Genomic DNA, 15,642 nt, shown 5'->3' on the forward strand with positions numbered 1-15,642 from the left:
GGACGACGGGCTGATCGCGCGGCGGGCGGCGCGGGGCGGCTTCGCGGGGCGGCGGCAGGCGGTACGGGAGGACGGCGGCGCGGTGGCCGGCGCGGTGCCGGAGCCGGGCGGGGAGGTGACGGCCGAGGCGTCCGGTGGCTCCGGGGAGGCGGCCGCGGGGGACGGGGCGGCGGTAGAGGTTTCCCCTGAGGAGCCGGGGCCGGAGTCGGAGCCTCTGTCTTCGGGCGGGACGGACGACGGACGTGCGGACGGAGTCGCGCAGATGGAGACGGAGACGGAGGCGGGTACGGACGGCGGGCCGGGCGTGGCGGCGGCGGGGGCGTCGCCGTCGTCGGGGTTGCCGGAGACGCCGGAGCCGTTGCATACGGCGGGGGCGTCGGAGAGGGCGGGCGGTGGGCCGGGCGACGGCGACCTCGCGGATGGCGGCGGGCGCGGCGATACGGACGACGGGGACGGTGCCGCGCCGCGTGCCGCGGAGCGGGGTCGCGGCGGGGCCCGCGCGGGGTACGGGGCGGACGGCGGGGTGCCGGGAGTGTTCGTACCGCGTGCCGAAGGCCCCCTGCGCGGGCGCCTCGACGCCCTGCGTGAGCTCGTCGGCCTCTCCCGTACGCGGCTCGACGGGCGCACGCTCGCCGAGGCCGGGCGCGTACTCGACGAAGCCGCCGACCGGCAGCGGCTCTCCCTCGACCACGCCGTCGTCGCCATCGCCGGCGCCACCGGCAGCGGCAAGTCGAGCCTCTTCAACGCCCTGGCGGGCACCGCGCTCTCGGAGGTCGGGGTGCGCCGGCCCACGACCTCCCTGCCCGCCGCGTGCGCCTGGCGCGGCGCCGGTGACCACACCCCGACGCTGCTCCTCGAACGCCTCGGGCTCCCGCCGCGCGCCGCCCGGCCGGTGCGCGACGACCTGGGGCTGCGTGGGCTCGTCCTCGTCGACCTGCCCGACCACGACTCGGCGGTGGACGAGCACCGCGCGCGTGTCGAGCAACTGCTGCGGCGCGTGGACGCCGTGATCTGGGTGGTGGACCCGGAGAAGTACGCCGACGCGGCGCTGCACGAGCGCTATCTGCAACCGCTGGCGGGCTACGCCGAGGTGACGTTCGTCGTCCTGAACCAGGTGGACCGGCTGCCCGCGCACGCCGTCGGGCAGGTGCTCGACGACCTGCGCCGGCTCCTCGACGAGGACGGCCTCGCGCTCGGCGAACACGGCGAGCCCGGCGCGTGCGTGCTGTCCCTGTCCGCGCTCACCGGGGAGGGCGTGGCCGACCTGCGCGCGGAGCTGGTGGCGTTCATCGCGGAGCGGAGGGCGGCCGAGCGGCGGCTGACCGCGGACGTGGACGGGGCGATGGCGCGGCTGCGCGAGGTGTACGTGGGGCCGGGCGGCGGGGGCGGGCTGAACGAGCGGGTCACGGCCGAGTTCGAGGACCGGCTGGCGGAGGCGGTGGGCGCGGCGGCGACCGGGCAGGCGGCGGAGCAGCTGTGGCTGCGGGAGGCGGAAGAGGCGTGCGGGGCGCGGCTGGTACGGCTGTGGCGGCGCCGGCGGGCGGGTGCGGGGGCGGCGGCGACCGCGGACGGCGCGGCCGGCGGCGACGCGGACGGGACGTCCGCGGGAGTCGGCACGTTGATGCCGGAGCCGCGGGCCGGGGAGCCGGGGTGGGTCGCCGCCCGTGCGGTGGTGGAGCAGGCGGTACGGGCCGTGGCCGACGAGGCGGGCGCCGGGCTGCCGGCGCCGTGGGCGAAGGCGGTGCGCGAGGCGGGGGTACGCGGCGCGGCGGGGCTCGCGGACGGGCTGACGGAGAACAGGGCGGGCGGGGGCGCGGGGTCGCCGGCCGAGGACGGGCCGGAGAGCGGCGCGTCGGCCGAGGCGGCGCCGGGTGCGGGTGCCGGGGCGGATGCCGGGACGGGCGAGGCAGACCCGGGTGGGCCGGGAGCGGCCGAGGCGGGCGCCGGTGGCGCGGATGCCGGAGACGAGGCCGGGGGCGACCCGGCCGGGGATGAGCTGACCGCGGGTGACGCGGGCGGGGACGAGCAGACCGCCGCCGGGGCGGACGCGGGCGGCCGGCTGCGGCCGGGGGGTGTGCCGCGGCCGCGGTGGTGGTCGGTGGCGGGCGCGGTGCAGAGCGGGCTGCTCGGCCTCCAGGCGCTCGCCGCGCTGTGGCTGGTCGCGGCGCTGTTCGGGGTCACCGGGGCGCCGTGGCTGCTGCCGCTGGCCCTCCTGGCCGTCGCCGCCGGCGGCGGCCCCGGGGTGGCGCTGGCCTGCCGGTTCGCCGCGCGCGGCCCGGCGCGGCGGTACGGCGAGGAGGCGGAGCGGCGGCTGCGCGAGTCGGCGGCGGCGAGCGGGCGGGCCCGGGTGCTGGAGCCGATGGCGGCGGAGCTGCTGCGCTACCGCGAGGTGCGGGAGCAGTACGCCGTTGCGTCGGGCGGTGACGCACGGCTTTGACCTGCTGTGACGTGGCTCGGGCCGGGGTTTTCCACAGGGGTCGCGAGCGGAGGTGGGAGCGTGCAGCATGGAGGTCAGCGGGCAGGTGACGTGCCCGGACGGGGGAGGTGCGTGGAGATGAACGAGACGATGGTGACCGTGGTGGGGAACGCCGCGACGAGCGCGGACTACCGCACGACGCAGTCGGGGGTGCCGGCGGTCCGCTTCCGGCTCGCGGCCACGGTGCGGCGGTTCGACCAGGCGAGCGGCAGCTGGACCGATGCGTATACGAACTTCTTCACCGTGTGGGCCTGGCGCCAGCTCGCGGAGAACGTGGCGGCGTCGGTGTCGATCGGTGAACCGCTGCTGGTGCGGGGCCGATTGCGGGTCAGGGAGTACGAGAAGGAGGGCGCGCGGGTCCTGGACCCGACGATCGACGCGACGGCGGTGGGGCACGACCTCGGCTGGGGCACGGCGGCGTTCCACCGGATGTCGCGGCTCAAGCCGTCGTTCGCGGACCCGGGCCCGCCGGACGCGGGTAGGACGGACCCGCGTCGGACGGACCCCGGCGGCGCGGCGGCGGGCCGGGCGCCCGACGCGGGGGAGGCGGGGGAGCGGCAGCCGGTGCTGACACCGGACCTGGGCTGAGGCTACCGAGCCGTACGCCCCGACACCGTACGGCCCGAACCACACGGCCCGGCGTCGACGGCGCCGGGGCGGGGGACCCTGGACCCCGCGCCCCGGCAGCCGCGGCGGAAGGGCGCCGGTGTCGCGCCCCCGGGGCCCGGCCCCGGGGCTCCGGGCCCCGGGTTGCCGGGGGGCGGCCGGGCGGTGACGGATTCGGGACGAGCGGTTCGATCGCTGTGCGAAAACTTCTGCCGGTCCGCAGGGGTCTGCCCGAAATAGTCGTTGCTCGATGTAACGATTGCGTTCTAAAACCCCGTCCGCTTGGGGCATTTGAGGTTCGCGGGTCGGGGGGAGTCCATAGGATTCCGAGCGGCTCGACGAGCCCGGAGCACAGGCGTTCTTACGGCGGGGGCATCCGAGCCCTGACCAACCCGCCCGGAGGGGATTTTCGACCATGACTTCTGTTCGGAGGCCGTCACACCGACGGTCTGCTCGGCTCACCGCGGTCGCGCTGGCCGCGGGCCTGGCCACCGCCGGTGCGATAGCCGGCGCCGGCCCCGCGGCTGCGCAGGAAGCGCCGCCGGCCAACGGCGCCACCGCCACCCTGGGCGGACTCACGATCAAGGACACCGCCATCGTCCACGGGGACGGCGGTGACCAGGAGATGGCGGCCGGTCTGTTCGAGATGGCCGTCGACCAGGGCGGCTCGATCCAGACCTACTGCATCGACTTCGGCAACCCGACCCAGCCGGAGGCCAAGTACCAGGAGGTGCCCTGGAGCTCCTCCTCGCTGCAGAACAACCCCGACGCGGGGAAGATCAACTGGATTCTGCAGAACTCCTACCCGCAGATGAACGACCTGTCCGCGCTCGCGGAGAAGGCCGGTGCGGGCACGCTGACCGAGGACACCGCGGCGGCCGGCACCCAGATCGCCATCTGGCGCTTCTCCGACGACGTCGACGTCGAGGCCAAGGACCCCGAGGCCGAGAAGCTGGCCGACTACCTGGAGGCCAGCGCCGAGGCGATCGAGGAGCCCGCCGCGTCGCTGAACCTCGGCCCGACGGCCGTCTCCGGCAAGTCCGGTGAGAAGCTCGGCCCGGTGACGGTGAACACCGACGCCGCCAGCGCCGGCCTCTCGCTGTCGCCGGAGGCCGAGAGCGCCGGCGTCAAGGTCGTCGACGCCAACGGCGAGGCGCTGACGAGCGCGGCGGACGGCACCGAGGTCTTCCTCGACGTGCCCGCCGGCACCCCCGACGGCTCGGCGACCCTGACCGCCGAGGCCACCACCCAGGTGCCCGTCGGCCGCGCCTTCGCCGGCGTCGGTGAGCACGCGCAGAGCCAGACCCAGATCCTGGCCGGCTCCAGCGACACCACGGTCTCCGCGCAGGCCACCGCCACGTGGGCGAGCAAGGGCCCGATCCCGGCGCTCTCCGCCGAGAAGAACTGTGCCAAGGGCGGCGTGGACGTGACCGCGGAGAACAAGGGCGACCAGCCCTTCTCCTTCGAGCTGGCGGGTGAGTCCCACACCGTGGCTCCGGGCGAGTCCAAGACCGTGCTGGTCGAGGTCGCCGAGGACCAGGCCTACGAGATCACCATCAACGGTGACGACGGCTTCAGCGAGAAGTTCACCGGCGTGCTCGACTGCGAGACCGCGGGCAACGACACTCCGGCGCCGAGCGAGCCGAGCCCGGCCTCCGCGGGCGGCTCCGACGGCGGTGACACCGACGACGGCGGCGACCTGGCGAACACCGGTGGCAGCAGCGCCACGCCGATCATCGCGGGCGTCGCGATCGGTCTGGTCGTGGTCGGCGGCGCGACCGTCTTCCTGCTCCGCCGGCGCGCCGGCGGCGGCGCCGACGCCGCCTGACGACGGCCCTCCGGCCGGCGCGTGACGCGCTGCGCTGAGCGCCGGCCGGCGGACGTCGGCTGACGGACGGACCGCACGACAGAGGGGGCCGGGTCCCGCGGGGCCCGGCCCCTTCGCGTGCCCGCGCGCGAAGGCCGCGGCCGACGGCGGCTTCCAGCGCCCGTGCCGCCCGGCCGTGGTTGCCCGGGGGCCGCTCGTCCCCGCCGCGCGCCGCCTCACCGCCGCGCCCCCGGCGCGCCCCTGCGCCTCCCTCGTCCCGCCCCGCCGTCCGCGGCCGCCGCAGGCGGCGGGCGCGACCGGGGCCGTTTTCGTGCGGGGCGGGACGTGCGGCAAGATGGGTGCATCTGCCCACCTCGGAATTGCCGGACGGTTTCTCTTGGCTGAGTTCATCTACACCATGCGCAAGGCACGCAAGGCGCACGGTGACAAGGTCATCCTTGACAACGTCACCTTGAACTTCCTGCCCGGCGCCAAGATCGGTGTCGTGGGCCCCAACGGCGCCGGGAAGTCGACCGTGCTCAAGATCATGGCCGGCCTGGAGCAGCCGTCGAACGGCGACGCCTTCCTCTCCCCCGGCTACAGCGTCGGCATCCTCCTCCAGGAGCCCCCGCTGAACGAGGAGAAGACCGTCCTGGAGAACGTCCAGGAGGGCGTCGCCGACACCAAGGGCAGGCTCGACCGGTTCAACGAGATCGCCGAGCAGATGGCGACCGAGTACACCGACGAGCTGATGGAGGAGATGGGCAAGCTCCAGGAGGAGCTGGACCACGCCAACGCCTGGGACCTCGACGCCCAGCTGGAGCAGGCCATGGACGCCCTCGGCTGCCCCCCCGGCGACTGGCCCGTCACCCACCTCTCCGGCGGTGAGCGCCGCCGCGTCGCGCTCTGCAAGCTGCTGCTGGAGGCCCCCGACCTCCTCCTCCTCGACGAGCCCACCAACCACCTCGACGCCGAGTCCGTCGCGTGGCTGGAGCAGCACCTCGCGCAGTACGAGGGCACCGTCGTCGCCATCACCCACGACCGGTACTTCCTCGACAACGTCGCCGGCTGGATCCTGGAGCTCGACCGCGGCCGCGCCTTCCCCTACGAGGGCAACTACTCCACGTACCTGGAGACCAAGTCCACCCGCCTCAAGGTCGAGGGCCAGAAGGACGCCAAGCGCCAGAAGCGCCTCAAGGAAGAGCTGGAGTGGGTCCGCTCCAACGCCAAGGGCCGGCAGGCGAAGTCCAAGGCGCGGCTCGCCCGCTACGAGGAGATGGCGGCCGAGGCCGAGAAGATGCGCAAGCTGGACTTCGAGGAGATCCAGATCCCGCCCGGCCCCCGGCTCGGCAACGTCGTCGTCGAGGTCGAGAACCTCAGCAAGGGCTTCGGCGAGAAACTCCTCATCGACGACCTGTCGTTCACCCTCCCGCGCAACGGCATCGTCGGCGTCATCGGCCCCAACGGCGCCGGCAAGACGACCCTGTTCAAGATGATCCTCGGCCAGGAGAAGCCGGACTCCGGCAGCATCCGGGTCGGCGACACGGTCTCCGTCAGCTACGTCGACCAGTCGCGCGCCAACATCGACGCCAAGAAGACGCTGTGGGAGGTCGTCTCCGACAACCTCGACTACATCAACGTCGGCCAGGTAGAGATGCCCTCGCGCGCGTACGTGTCCGCGTTCGGCTTCAAGGGCCCGGACCAGCAGAAGCCCGCCGGCGTCCTCTCCGGCGGCGAGCGCAACCGCCTCAACCTCGCGCTCACCCTCAAGCAGGGCGGCAACCTGCTGCTGCTCGACGAGCCGACCAACGACCTCGACGTCGAGACGCTGTCCTCGCTGGAGAACGCGCTGCTGGAGTTCCCCGGCTGCGCCGTGGTCATCACCCACGACCGCTGGTTCCTGGACCGCATCGCGACGCACATCCTGGCGTACGAGGGCGACAGCAGGTGGTTCTGGTTCGAGGGCAACTTCGAGTCGTACGAGAAGAACAAGATCGAGCGGCTCGGCCCGGACGCCGCGCGCCCGCACCGCGCGACGTACAAGAAGCTCACCCGTGGCTGACGGGGCCAGGCACGTCTATCTCTGCCCGCTGCGGTGGGCGGACATGGACGCGTACGGCCACGTCAACAACGTGCAGTTCCTCCGCTACCTGGAGGAGACCCGGATCGACTTCATGTTCCGGCTGCCCGGCGAGGGCGGTGGCGGCACATCCTTCGAGGGCGGCTCGGTCGTGGCCCGGCAGGAGATCGACTACCGCCGCCCGCTGGTGCACCGGTTCGAGCCGGTGACGGTCGAGGTGTGGGTGGCGGAGATACGGGCGTCGTCGGCGCGGCTGGCGTACGAGGTGAAGGACGGCCCGGGCGACGACGCCACGGTGTACGCGCGCGCGTCGACCGTCATCGTCCCCTACGACTTCGACGCCGCCCGCCCCCGCCGGCTCACGCCCGAGGAGCGGACGTTCCTGGAGAAGTACCTGGCGCCGCCCGCGGACCCGGCCGGTCCGGGTGGGCTGGGCGGTCCGGGCGGTTCGGGGGAGGCTGTGGCGGCATGACGCGACGGCTGGTGTTTGCCGGGGAACGGCAGGCCGAGGGCCTGGTGGCGTTCCTGGGGCGGCTGTTGCGGTACGACAGGGGCGCGGCGGTACGGCTCCGGGCGGCTCCCGGCACCGCCGGCGGGGGAGCGGCGCTGGCCGTCTTCGGGCACGCGCCGGCGCTGGAAGTGATCGTGGTCCGTACGGTGCTGCTCGCCGCGGCGGAGGCGGCGGAGCTGGACGAGACGGTGTCCGCCGGACAGCTGGCGGAGGCGGTCGACGCCGCCGCCGGCACAGGGGACACCGCGGAGGTCGCCGTGGCGCTGCCCGGCCCGGTGAGCGGCCCCGGGTGGGCCGGGCTGCTGCCGCCGCGCGGCGGCTGGGAGCCGGTGGCCGGGCTGCCGGGCCCGGCGGAGCTGTACGTCGCGGTGGCGACGGGCGTCGCGGAGTTCAAGGCCCGGGTGGAGGCGCTGCCGGAGGAGAAGCGGACGCGCACGGAGGTGGACCGCATAGGGGGCGACATCTGGAGCCGCCCGCTGGACGGCACCCCGCTCCCGCTGCGCGCCGCCCACGCCGCGCGCGTCTTCGGCCTGCTCCCGCCGCCCCCGGCCCCGCCGGGGACACCGGCACCGGCACCGGCCGCGCCCGCGGCCGGGCCGTCCGCCGGGTCCGCCGCCGAGCCCGCCCTCCTCGCCGCCGGCAACTGGCTCCGGCTGCGTACCCCGTACGGCTCGGTGGCCGTCCGCCGCACCGGCGGCCTGGGCCGCCTGGGCGTCACCCCTCTCTGAGCCGTCCCCGCTCCCCGCCCGCCTCCCGGTCCGGGCTCACCCTGATGTGGTCCTCCTCCAGGTCCAGGATCACGCGCTCGCGGATGTCCAGCGCCTCCGTGTACTTCTGCGGCAGCTGGAGCCGCCCCGTGCGGTCGACCGCCGCGTACTCGCGGGCCACCACCTGCTCCGCCCCGCTCGCGTCCACCTCCGTGCGGCGCAGCACCTCCGACGCCATCCGCCCGTCCCGTATCGCGACCGTCCGCCGGACCTGCGTCGACACCGCCTGGTCGTGCGTGACGACGACGATGGTCGTGCCCAGCTCCTCGTTCGCCGTCCGGAAGGCGGCGAAGATCTGCTCCGCCGTCGCCGAGTCCAGCTCGCCGGTCGGCTCGTCGGCGAGGACCACCGCCGGCGAGTTCGCCAGCGCCACGGCGATCGCCGCCCGCTGCTGCTCGCCGCCGGACATCTCCCGCGGGCGCCGGTCGCGGCAGTGGGCGAGGTCCATGAGGGCCAGCAGGTCCTCCGCGTACGCCACCCGCCGCCGGCGGGCGTGGCGGCCGCCGCCGCCCTCGCTGAGCTGCATGGGCAGCACGACGTTCTGCGCGGCGGTCAGGTACGGCAGCAGGTTGCGCCCGGTCTGCTGCCAGACGAAGCCGACGATCTCCCGCCGGTAGCGCAGCCGCGCCCGCGCGTCCATCGCCAGCAGGTCGAAGCCGGCGACGCTCGCCGTGCCCGCCGTGGGCACGTCGAGGCCGGCGAGGATGCCGAGCAGCGTCGACTTGCCGCTGCCGGAGGCGCCGACCATGGCCATCAGCTCGCCCTCGGCGACCAGCAGGTCGAGGCCCTGGAGCGCCTGCACCTCCACGCCGTCGGCGCGGAATATGCGGACGAGCTGGTCGCAGGAGATCAGCGCGTCGTGGCCGTACGCGGGCCGGTCGCGCTGTTCGGCCGCGCGCCGCTCCAGGTCCGCCAGCGTCGTGCCGGCCGCCCGGCCGCCCGTCGCCCGGCCACCACCCGTCGTACCGTCCGTGCTCTCGTGCGTCTGGGCCATCTCACTCCCTCTCCCCGGCCCGCAGTTCCTGTACGGCCCCCCGCCTGCCGCCCCACCACGCCTGCACCAGCACCGCCGCCAGCGCCAGCACCGGCACCGCCACCGACGGCACCGCCAGCGCCAGCGGGTCCGCGCGCAGCTCCGCGTCGGCGCCGCCGAGGAGGTCGGGGCTCTCGTCGCCGAGCGCGAGCGCGCCCAGGTCGATGCCGGGCCCCAGCAGCCGTACGGTGACGAGCCCGGCCAGCGCCCCCACCAGCCCGGCCGCCACCAGCTGCGGCAGCGCCTCCAGCACCAGCAGCCCGCGTCCGTGCCGCCGGCTGAAGCCCATGGTGCGCAGCCGCGCCAGCAGCGCGACGCGCTCGGGGGCGGCCCGGAGCAGCGACAGCAGCACGGCGAGCAGCGCGTAGGCGGTGGCGGCGACCGCGGCCACGGCGTACAGCCGCTCCGCGCCGCGCTGGAGCTCCGAGGCGGCCAGGTCGTCCGCGACCGCGGCGCGCAGCAGCAGGCTCGCGCCGGGCGCCTCGTCGCGCGCCAGCGCGCGCAGCGCGGCGCCGTCCAGGCCGCCGCCGTCCGCGGAGAGCAGCAGCGTGTCCGGCCGCGCCTCGGGCAGCGACTCGGTGCCCGGCAGCTGCCGCGCCACGCTCGCCGCGTCCACCACCGCGAACTCGCCGCCCGTCAGCGCGGGCGTCACCCGCCGCACCGCCGCCACCTCGGCCGTGATCCGGCCGCGCGACGACTGCATTCCCAGCGTGCCGTCGCCGATCAGTTCGGCGACGCCCGGCGAGACGAGCGCGGGCAGCGCCCGGCCGCCGTTCGCGTCCCGCAGCAGCCCGGCCTCGAACGCGCCGAGCCCCAGGTCCGCGCTGAGCTTCGCGTACGTGCCCGCGTCGACCGTCAGCAGCGTCAGGTCGCCGCCCAGCCCGATGACCTGAAGTCCGCTCTCGGTGCCGACGGCGGCGACGTGCCGTACGCCGCCCGCCTGCGCCGCCCGCGCCGCGATCCCGTCGGGCAGCGGCGCGGCCGCGGTGAGCCGGGCGTCGCCGCCGACGGCGCGCAGGGACGCGGTGGCGCGCGCGTCCGCGACGCCGGCCAGCACCGAGCCGCCGAACGAGGCCGTGGTCAGCGCCACGAGCAGCGCCAGCAGCGGCAGCGCGGACGCCGACGGCGCCCGCCCCGCGCGGGCCAGCGACAGGAAGCCGAGCGCGCCGCGTGCCCACGCCGCCGGCCGGGCGGCCAGCCGGAGCGGCAGCGGGTAGAGGCGTACGAACACGGCCGCCGCGACCACCCCGACCAGCACCGGCGCCGCGCTGACCAGCACGTCCGCGCCGCCCTCCGCGCTGCCCCGGCGGCGCAGCACGACGATGGCGCCGACCGCCAGCACCACCGCCGTCAGCTCCGCCGTCAGCCGCCGCCACGAGGGCCGCGCGCGGACCAGGTCGGTACGGGCCGGGGGCCGCGGGCGCCGCACGGCGGCCACGGCGAGCGCCGGCAGCGCGCACAGCGCCAGGGCCGCCGTCCCGCCGGCCGCGAGCAGCGCGGGCCCGTGCCGCCCGTCCGGCAGCAGCAGTACGGCGAGGCCGTAGCCGGCCGCCGCGGCGGGCAGCACGGCGGCGGCGTTCTCCGCGAGGAGGCGTACGGCGATGCCCCGCAGCGAGCCGCCGCGGGCGCGGAGCAGCGCCAGCTCGGCGCGCCGCCGCGACGCGGCGAGGCCGCCGCCCATGCCCAGCACCACGGCGGCGACGGCGCCGACGCCGAAGGCGGCGACCGCGACGACGGGGGTGACGGCGTCGCGCAGGCCCGTGTAGCCGTCGAGGAGCCCGGCGGCCTCGGTGGAGATGTCGGGGGTCGCGCCGAGCCGCTCGCCGAGGCGCTGGTACGCGGGGCCCTCGGTCAGCCCCGCCAGCGCGTCGAGGACGGCGGGCACGTCGCGGCCGGTGATCGAGCCGCCGGCCAGGGGCACGTTCCAGTACGGGCCGGTGCCGGGCTCCTCGGCGGCGAGTTCGAACGTCTGCGTGCCGGCGTAGAGCGCGGGGCCGCTGCCGGGGTGGAGGAGGAGGGCGGCGGTCCAGTAGCGCTGCGGCTCCATCGACGACGGCCGCTGGCGCAGCTCGGGGGTGCGCAGGAGGGGGTCGACGGACCAGTAGTCGCTGCGCGGCGCCTTCGGCTCGACGATGCCGGTGACGTGGACGACGAGGGTGCCCTCGGTGTGCGGGAGGTGGAGGCGGGAGCCGACGCGGATGTCCAGCTTCCCGGCGGTGGCGGCGGTGACGGCGGCCTCGAAGACGACCTCGCCGGTACGGGTCCCGTCCCCGTACGGCGTCGGCTCCGGCAGCCGGCCGTCGACGACGCGGGCGCGCGCCCCGACCCCGGCGCGGGCGTCGAGCTGCACCTCCGGCCGCTGCCCGTCGGTGCGCGGCAGCCACGGGTCGTCGGTGACGAGCACGGGCCGGGTCCGTACGCCGTACGAGACCTGGCCGGCCTCCGCCCGCAGCGGGTCGCGGAACTCGCGCAGCACCCGGCGCGCGTCCACCGCGACGGTCGCGGCGGACATCGACTCCACCCGGTCCTCGAAGAGCACCTCGGGGTCGGGCGGCACGGTCACCGCCACGTTGCGCTCGGCGGCCCCGGCGCCGGTGACGAGCCGGCGGGCCTCGCGGTCCTCGTACGTGTCGACGCCGCGCGGGAACGCGGCGGCGAGGAAGGCGGTGACGAGCACGAGCAGCGCGAGCGCGACCGCGCCGCCGGGCGCGGCGCGCAGGCGGGTGCGCACCCAGGGAGCGGCGCCGGGGGCGCGGGCGGCGGTGTCCGGGGCGCCGGGCGGCTCCGGCGGGTCCTGCGCGGCGGGCATGTCACCGACCTCCCGGTGTCTGCGGGCCCCGCGGGACCGCGGCGGGCGCGGGGGCCATCTCACTCGCCTCCCAGGCGCAGTGCCGTCGCCGGGTCGCCGCGGCGCACCGCGACGAGCACGGTGACCAGGACGGGAACCGCCGCCACCGCCGCCAGCAGCCCCAGCACCGGCCCCGCCGGCAGCTCCACCACCACCGGCGGCACCGGCCGCGCCGCCCGTCCGGTGAGGGTGATCAGCGGGATGACGGCGCGCGCCAGCGCCCAGCCGAGCAGCGCCCCGGCCGCCAGCGCGAGCCCGATCAGCACCCCCTGTTCGGCGGCGAACGTGCGGGCCAGCTGCCGCTGCGGGGCGCCCAGGGCGCGGAGCACGGCGAACTCCCGCGTGCGTGCGCGCACGGACGCCGCCGCGCTGACGGCGAAGCCGAGCGCCGCCAGCACCGCCGCCGCGACGGCGGTGGCGGCGAGCGCGGCCTGCGGCCCGGCGCCGAGGGGGTCGCCGCCGAGTTCGGCGGCGAGTTCGTCGCGTACGAGGACGTCGGCGGGGTCGGTGTCGGCGCGGCCGCGCAGTGCGGTGACGGCGGCGTCCGTACGGCCCGGCGCGGTCGTCAGCCACCATTCGGTGGGCAGCAGCGAGGCCAGGCCGCGCTGGGCCAGCGTGTGGTTGGCGGCGCGCAGGTCGAGCAGCAGCGCGCCGCCGAACTCCGCGCGCGCGGACTCGGCGGGGGCGGCGGGGGAGCCCGGCCCGGTGGTCGGCAGCCCGGCGAGCGAGCCGGTGACCTTCACGGACAGGCTGCCGCCGGGCACGGGGACGCTCAGGGTGTCGCCGACCCCGGCGTTCGTGGCGCGCAGCAGTTCGTCGGTGGCGAGGGCGGTCAGCGGCGGGACCGGGCCGCTGGGGGCGGCGACCTCGACGGTCACCAGCGGCGGGCCGGTCCAGGGGTCGAACGCCTGGTCGCCGGTGTCGTAGCGGAGGGAGAGCGCGGACCGGCCGGTGGCCCGGGGCCGTTCGACCAGCCCCGGGGACGACTCCTCGGGCAGCGCCTCGGGCTCGGAGGCCGCTTCGCCGTGCCAGGTGAACCGGTCGGGTACGGGGACCTCGCGGGCCCGGTCCGCCCCCGCTTCGCCGTCGCCGCCGAGGGGCTTCGCGACCTCGATCCGCTCGACGTCGAGCCGCCGCACCCCGCCCTTCGCCGGCTGCGGGTGGACGAGCCGGAGCCCGGTGAGGCGCAGCGGCCCGGCGGGCCGGCCGTCGGGGGCGCCGGCCGCGGCGGCGATGTCCGCGACGAGGGTGCGGGTACGGCCGTCCGCGGGGAGGTCCCCGGCGGGCAGCTCGTACGCGGCCCCGTACCGGTCCTCGACAAGGGCGGTCACCGCCGCACCGCCGCGGGCGTCGCCGTCCGTGGCGAGCCGCGCCACGACCCGCAGTTCCCCGGGCGTCCCGGGCAGCTCCAGCCCGCCGGGCCCGGCGGCGCGCTCCCCGCCCGGGCCGCCCGCGCCCGGCGCGTCCGGCGTCCCGTTCTCCGGCGGCGCCAGGCCCCGCAGCAGCTCCGCGCCGCCCGTCCCGTCCGCCAGGTCGTCCCGCAGCCGCAGGCCGTCCGCCGCCCGGGCCGTGTCCAGGGCCAGCACCTCCGCCGACGCGCCGCCCGACAGGCTCATGCCCCACCGCGCCGCCGGGGCGGCGGCGTCGACGCCCGGGACGCGGTCCATCGTGCCGCCCTGCCCCAGCTCGGGGATCCGGCTGGCCAGGACCCGTACGTCCGTGCCCGCGTGGAAGTCCGCCTGGTCGCGCTGCGAACGCTCCCACGACGCGCCCTGCGCCAGCGCCAGCATCCCGATCGCCACCGCCAGCACCAGCAGCAGCACCGGCCCCGCGCCCCGCAGCGGGCGGCGGCTCAGCTGCCAGCCGGCCAGCGCCGAGGGCAGCCCGCGCCCCGCCGCCGCGCGGCGCTCCGCGAGGCGGGCGACGGGCGGCAGGAGGCGCAGCGTCAGCACGGTGCCGGCCAGCAGCGCCAGCGCCGGCGCGGCGACCAGCACCGGGTCGACGCCGAGGGTGCCGGAGCGGTCGCCGCTGAGGGCGCCGCTGCCGGAGGTCTGCCGGTCCAGCTGCCAGTACGCCACCGCCGCCACCACCAGCAGCGCCCCGTCGGCGCCCGCCCGCAGCGGCGCCGGCAGCGGCCCGGCCCGTACCGTACGGCCCGGGGCGAGCACCCCGTCGCCGCCCCCGCGCAGCAGCGTCGGCGCCACCACCGCCGCCGCACACCCCAGCGCGCAGCCCGCGGCGACCAGCCACGTGCCGTCGCCCGCCGCGGAGTCCGGGCTGAGCCCGGCCCGCGCCAGCGGGCCCCGCGCGGACAGCAGCCGGATCAGCGGCCCGGCGAGCAGCGGCGCGGCGATCGCGGCGGGCAGCGCGAGGAGCATCGACTCGGCGGCGGTCAGCGCGCCGATGCGGCGGCGCGAGCCGCCGCGGGCGCGCAGCAGGTCCGTCTCGCCGCGGCGCTCCGCGCCGAGCAGCCGGGCGACGAGCATCAGCGCGTACGCCGCGAGCAGCACCAGCTGGAGGGCGACGATCAGGAGCGTCGACCGGCTGACGAGCAGGGCGCGTTCGGTGCCGTCGAGGAGCTGCGGGAGCCGGGTGGTGGCCACGGCGCGGCCGTCGAAGACGGGTGCGCCGGCGAGGGCGCCGGCGGCCTTCTTCACGGAGGCGCGGAGTTCGTCGGCGCGGCCGGCCGTCATCCCGTCGAAGTCGCCGCGCAGCACCCAGGCGCCGGCGGCCTGCGCGACGCGGCCGGAGGCGAAGGAGCCGGGGTCGGCGAGCAGGGGGCCGTAGGTGGTGTAGCCGCCCTTCTCCACGCCCTTGCCGCGGAGTTCGTCGGCGAGCCAGTAGGGGGCTTCCTGGTCGCGGGGGCGGTAGACGCCGGTGACCGCGACGGGGAGCGGGCGGTCGCCGTCGGAGCGGCCGGCGAGGGTGAGGCCGTCGCCGGGGGCGAGGCCGAGCCGGTCGGCGGCGACCTGCGGCACGGCGACCTGCACGGCGCCCCCCGCCCGCTCAGCGCCTGCCCGTTCGGCGGCCTCCGGCCAGCGCCCCGCCGCCAGCGTCACCTCCGACCGCTCCAGCGCCCCCAGATGCGTCAGGTCCGGGTCCTCCCCGGCCCGCGCCGCCGGCGGTTGCAGCCGGCGCGGCAGCTCGTACGGCCCGGAGCGGTCCAGGCTCTGCACCCGTACGGGCATCCCCGCGAACGCGTCCCGCGCGCCGGCCTCGACCGCCCTGCCCGCCGCCGCACGGTCCGCGCCCGTCAGATACGGCGCTTCGAGGGTCAGGGCCGCGTCGGCCGCCGCGTCCCCCGCCAGCGTGCGCCGCAGCGCGGCGTCGCCGACGGTGCCGGAGAAGGCGGCGAGCGTGGCGAGCACGGCGGTGGTGAGGACGACGGCCAGCAGGGCGGCGGCGAGGAGCAGCCGGTGGGCGCGCGCCCGCAGCAGAACGAACCCCGTCACCCAACCCCCTGACACCACCGTCGATCTTTCCGGATGCTGTCAGAGTGCATTCGCACGCGGTA

Annotated in this window: 9 protein-coding genes; 6 read left to right on the forward strand and 3 right to left on the reverse strand. The window is 77.2% G+C overall.

Annotation, left to right across the window (positions count from 1 at the left end):
- The first annotated feature begins 262 nt into the window (after positions 1-262).
- The 6 genes from ACHZ99_RS21710 (at position 263) to ACHZ99_RS21735 (ending at position 8,208) form a co-directional block, all read left to right on the forward strand.
- Positions 263-2,437 carry a GTPase gene (locus ACHZ99_RS21710; protein WP_420306400.1) on the forward strand — a complete coding sequence of 725 codons (2,175 nt, stop codon included), beginning with the start codon at positions 263-265 and terminating at the stop codon, positions 2,435-2,437.
- Between the two features lie 117 nt (positions 2,438-2,554).
- A complete protein-coding gene (ssb, locus tag ACHZ99_RS21715; protein ID WP_420306340.1) occupies positions 2,555-3,064 on the forward strand; it encodes a single-stranded DNA-binding protein in 510 nt (169 codons plus the stop codon).
- A gap of 433 nt (positions 3,065-3,497) precedes the next feature.
- Positions 3,498-4,910, forward strand: a complete 1,413-nt coding sequence (locus ACHZ99_RS21720; protein WP_420306341.1) for a Cys-Gln thioester bond-forming surface protein — start codon at positions 3,498-3,500, stop codon at positions 4,908-4,910.
- A 376-nt stretch (positions 4,911-5,286) separates the two neighbouring features.
- A complete protein-coding gene (gene ettA / locus ACHZ99_RS21725; RefSeq protein WP_420306342.1) occupies positions 5,287-6,951 on the forward strand; it encodes an energy-dependent translational throttle protein EttA in 1,665 nt (554 codons plus the stop codon).
- 43 nt (positions 6,952-6,994) lie between these two features.
- Positions 6,995-7,441 carry an acyl-CoA thioesterase gene (locus ACHZ99_RS21730; RefSeq protein ID WP_420306401.1) on the forward strand — a complete coding sequence of 149 codons (447 nt, stop codon included), beginning with the start codon at positions 6,995-6,997 and terminating at the stop codon, positions 7,439-7,441.
- On the forward strand, positions 7,438-8,208 hold the full coding sequence (locus ACHZ99_RS21735; RefSeq protein WP_420306343.1) for a hypothetical protein: 771 nt from the start codon (positions 7,438-7,440) through the stop codon (positions 8,206-8,208). The genes ACHZ99_RS21730 and ACHZ99_RS21735 overlap by 4 nt, the downstream gene beginning before the upstream one ends.
- Here the strand turns inward: ACHZ99_RS21735 and ACHZ99_RS21740 are convergent.
- The 3 genes from ACHZ99_RS21740 to ACHZ99_RS21750 are packed head-to-tail and all read right to left on the reverse strand — an operon-like array spanning position 8,195 to position 15,580.
- The gene (locus tag ACHZ99_RS21740; protein WP_420306344.1) at positions 8,195-9,241 is read right to left on the reverse strand and encodes an ABC transporter ATP-binding protein; all 1,047 of its coding nucleotides are present in this window, start codon (positions 9,239-9,241) and stop codon (positions 8,195-8,197) included. The genes ACHZ99_RS21735 and ACHZ99_RS21740 overlap by 14 nt on opposite strands.
- 1 nt (position 9,242) lies before the next feature.
- Positions 9,243-12,089, reverse strand: a complete 2,847-nt coding sequence (locus ACHZ99_RS21745) for a hypothetical protein (protein ID WP_420306345.1) — start codon at positions 12,087-12,089, stop codon at positions 9,243-9,245.
- Positions 12,090-12,148: 59 nt separating this feature from the next.
- Positions 12,149-15,580: an FtsX-like permease family protein gene (locus tag ACHZ99_RS21750; protein ID WP_420306346.1), complete on the reverse strand. Its 3,432-nt coding sequence runs from the start codon at positions 15,578-15,580 to the stop codon at positions 12,149-12,151.
- Positions 15,581-15,642 lie beyond the last annotated feature (62 nt).

The sequence above is a fragment of the Streptomyces sp. MAR4 CNX-425 genome (assembly GCF_048656465.1).
Classification (GTDB): domain Bacteria; phylum Actinomycetota; class Actinomycetes; order Streptomycetales; family Streptomycetaceae; genus Streptomyces.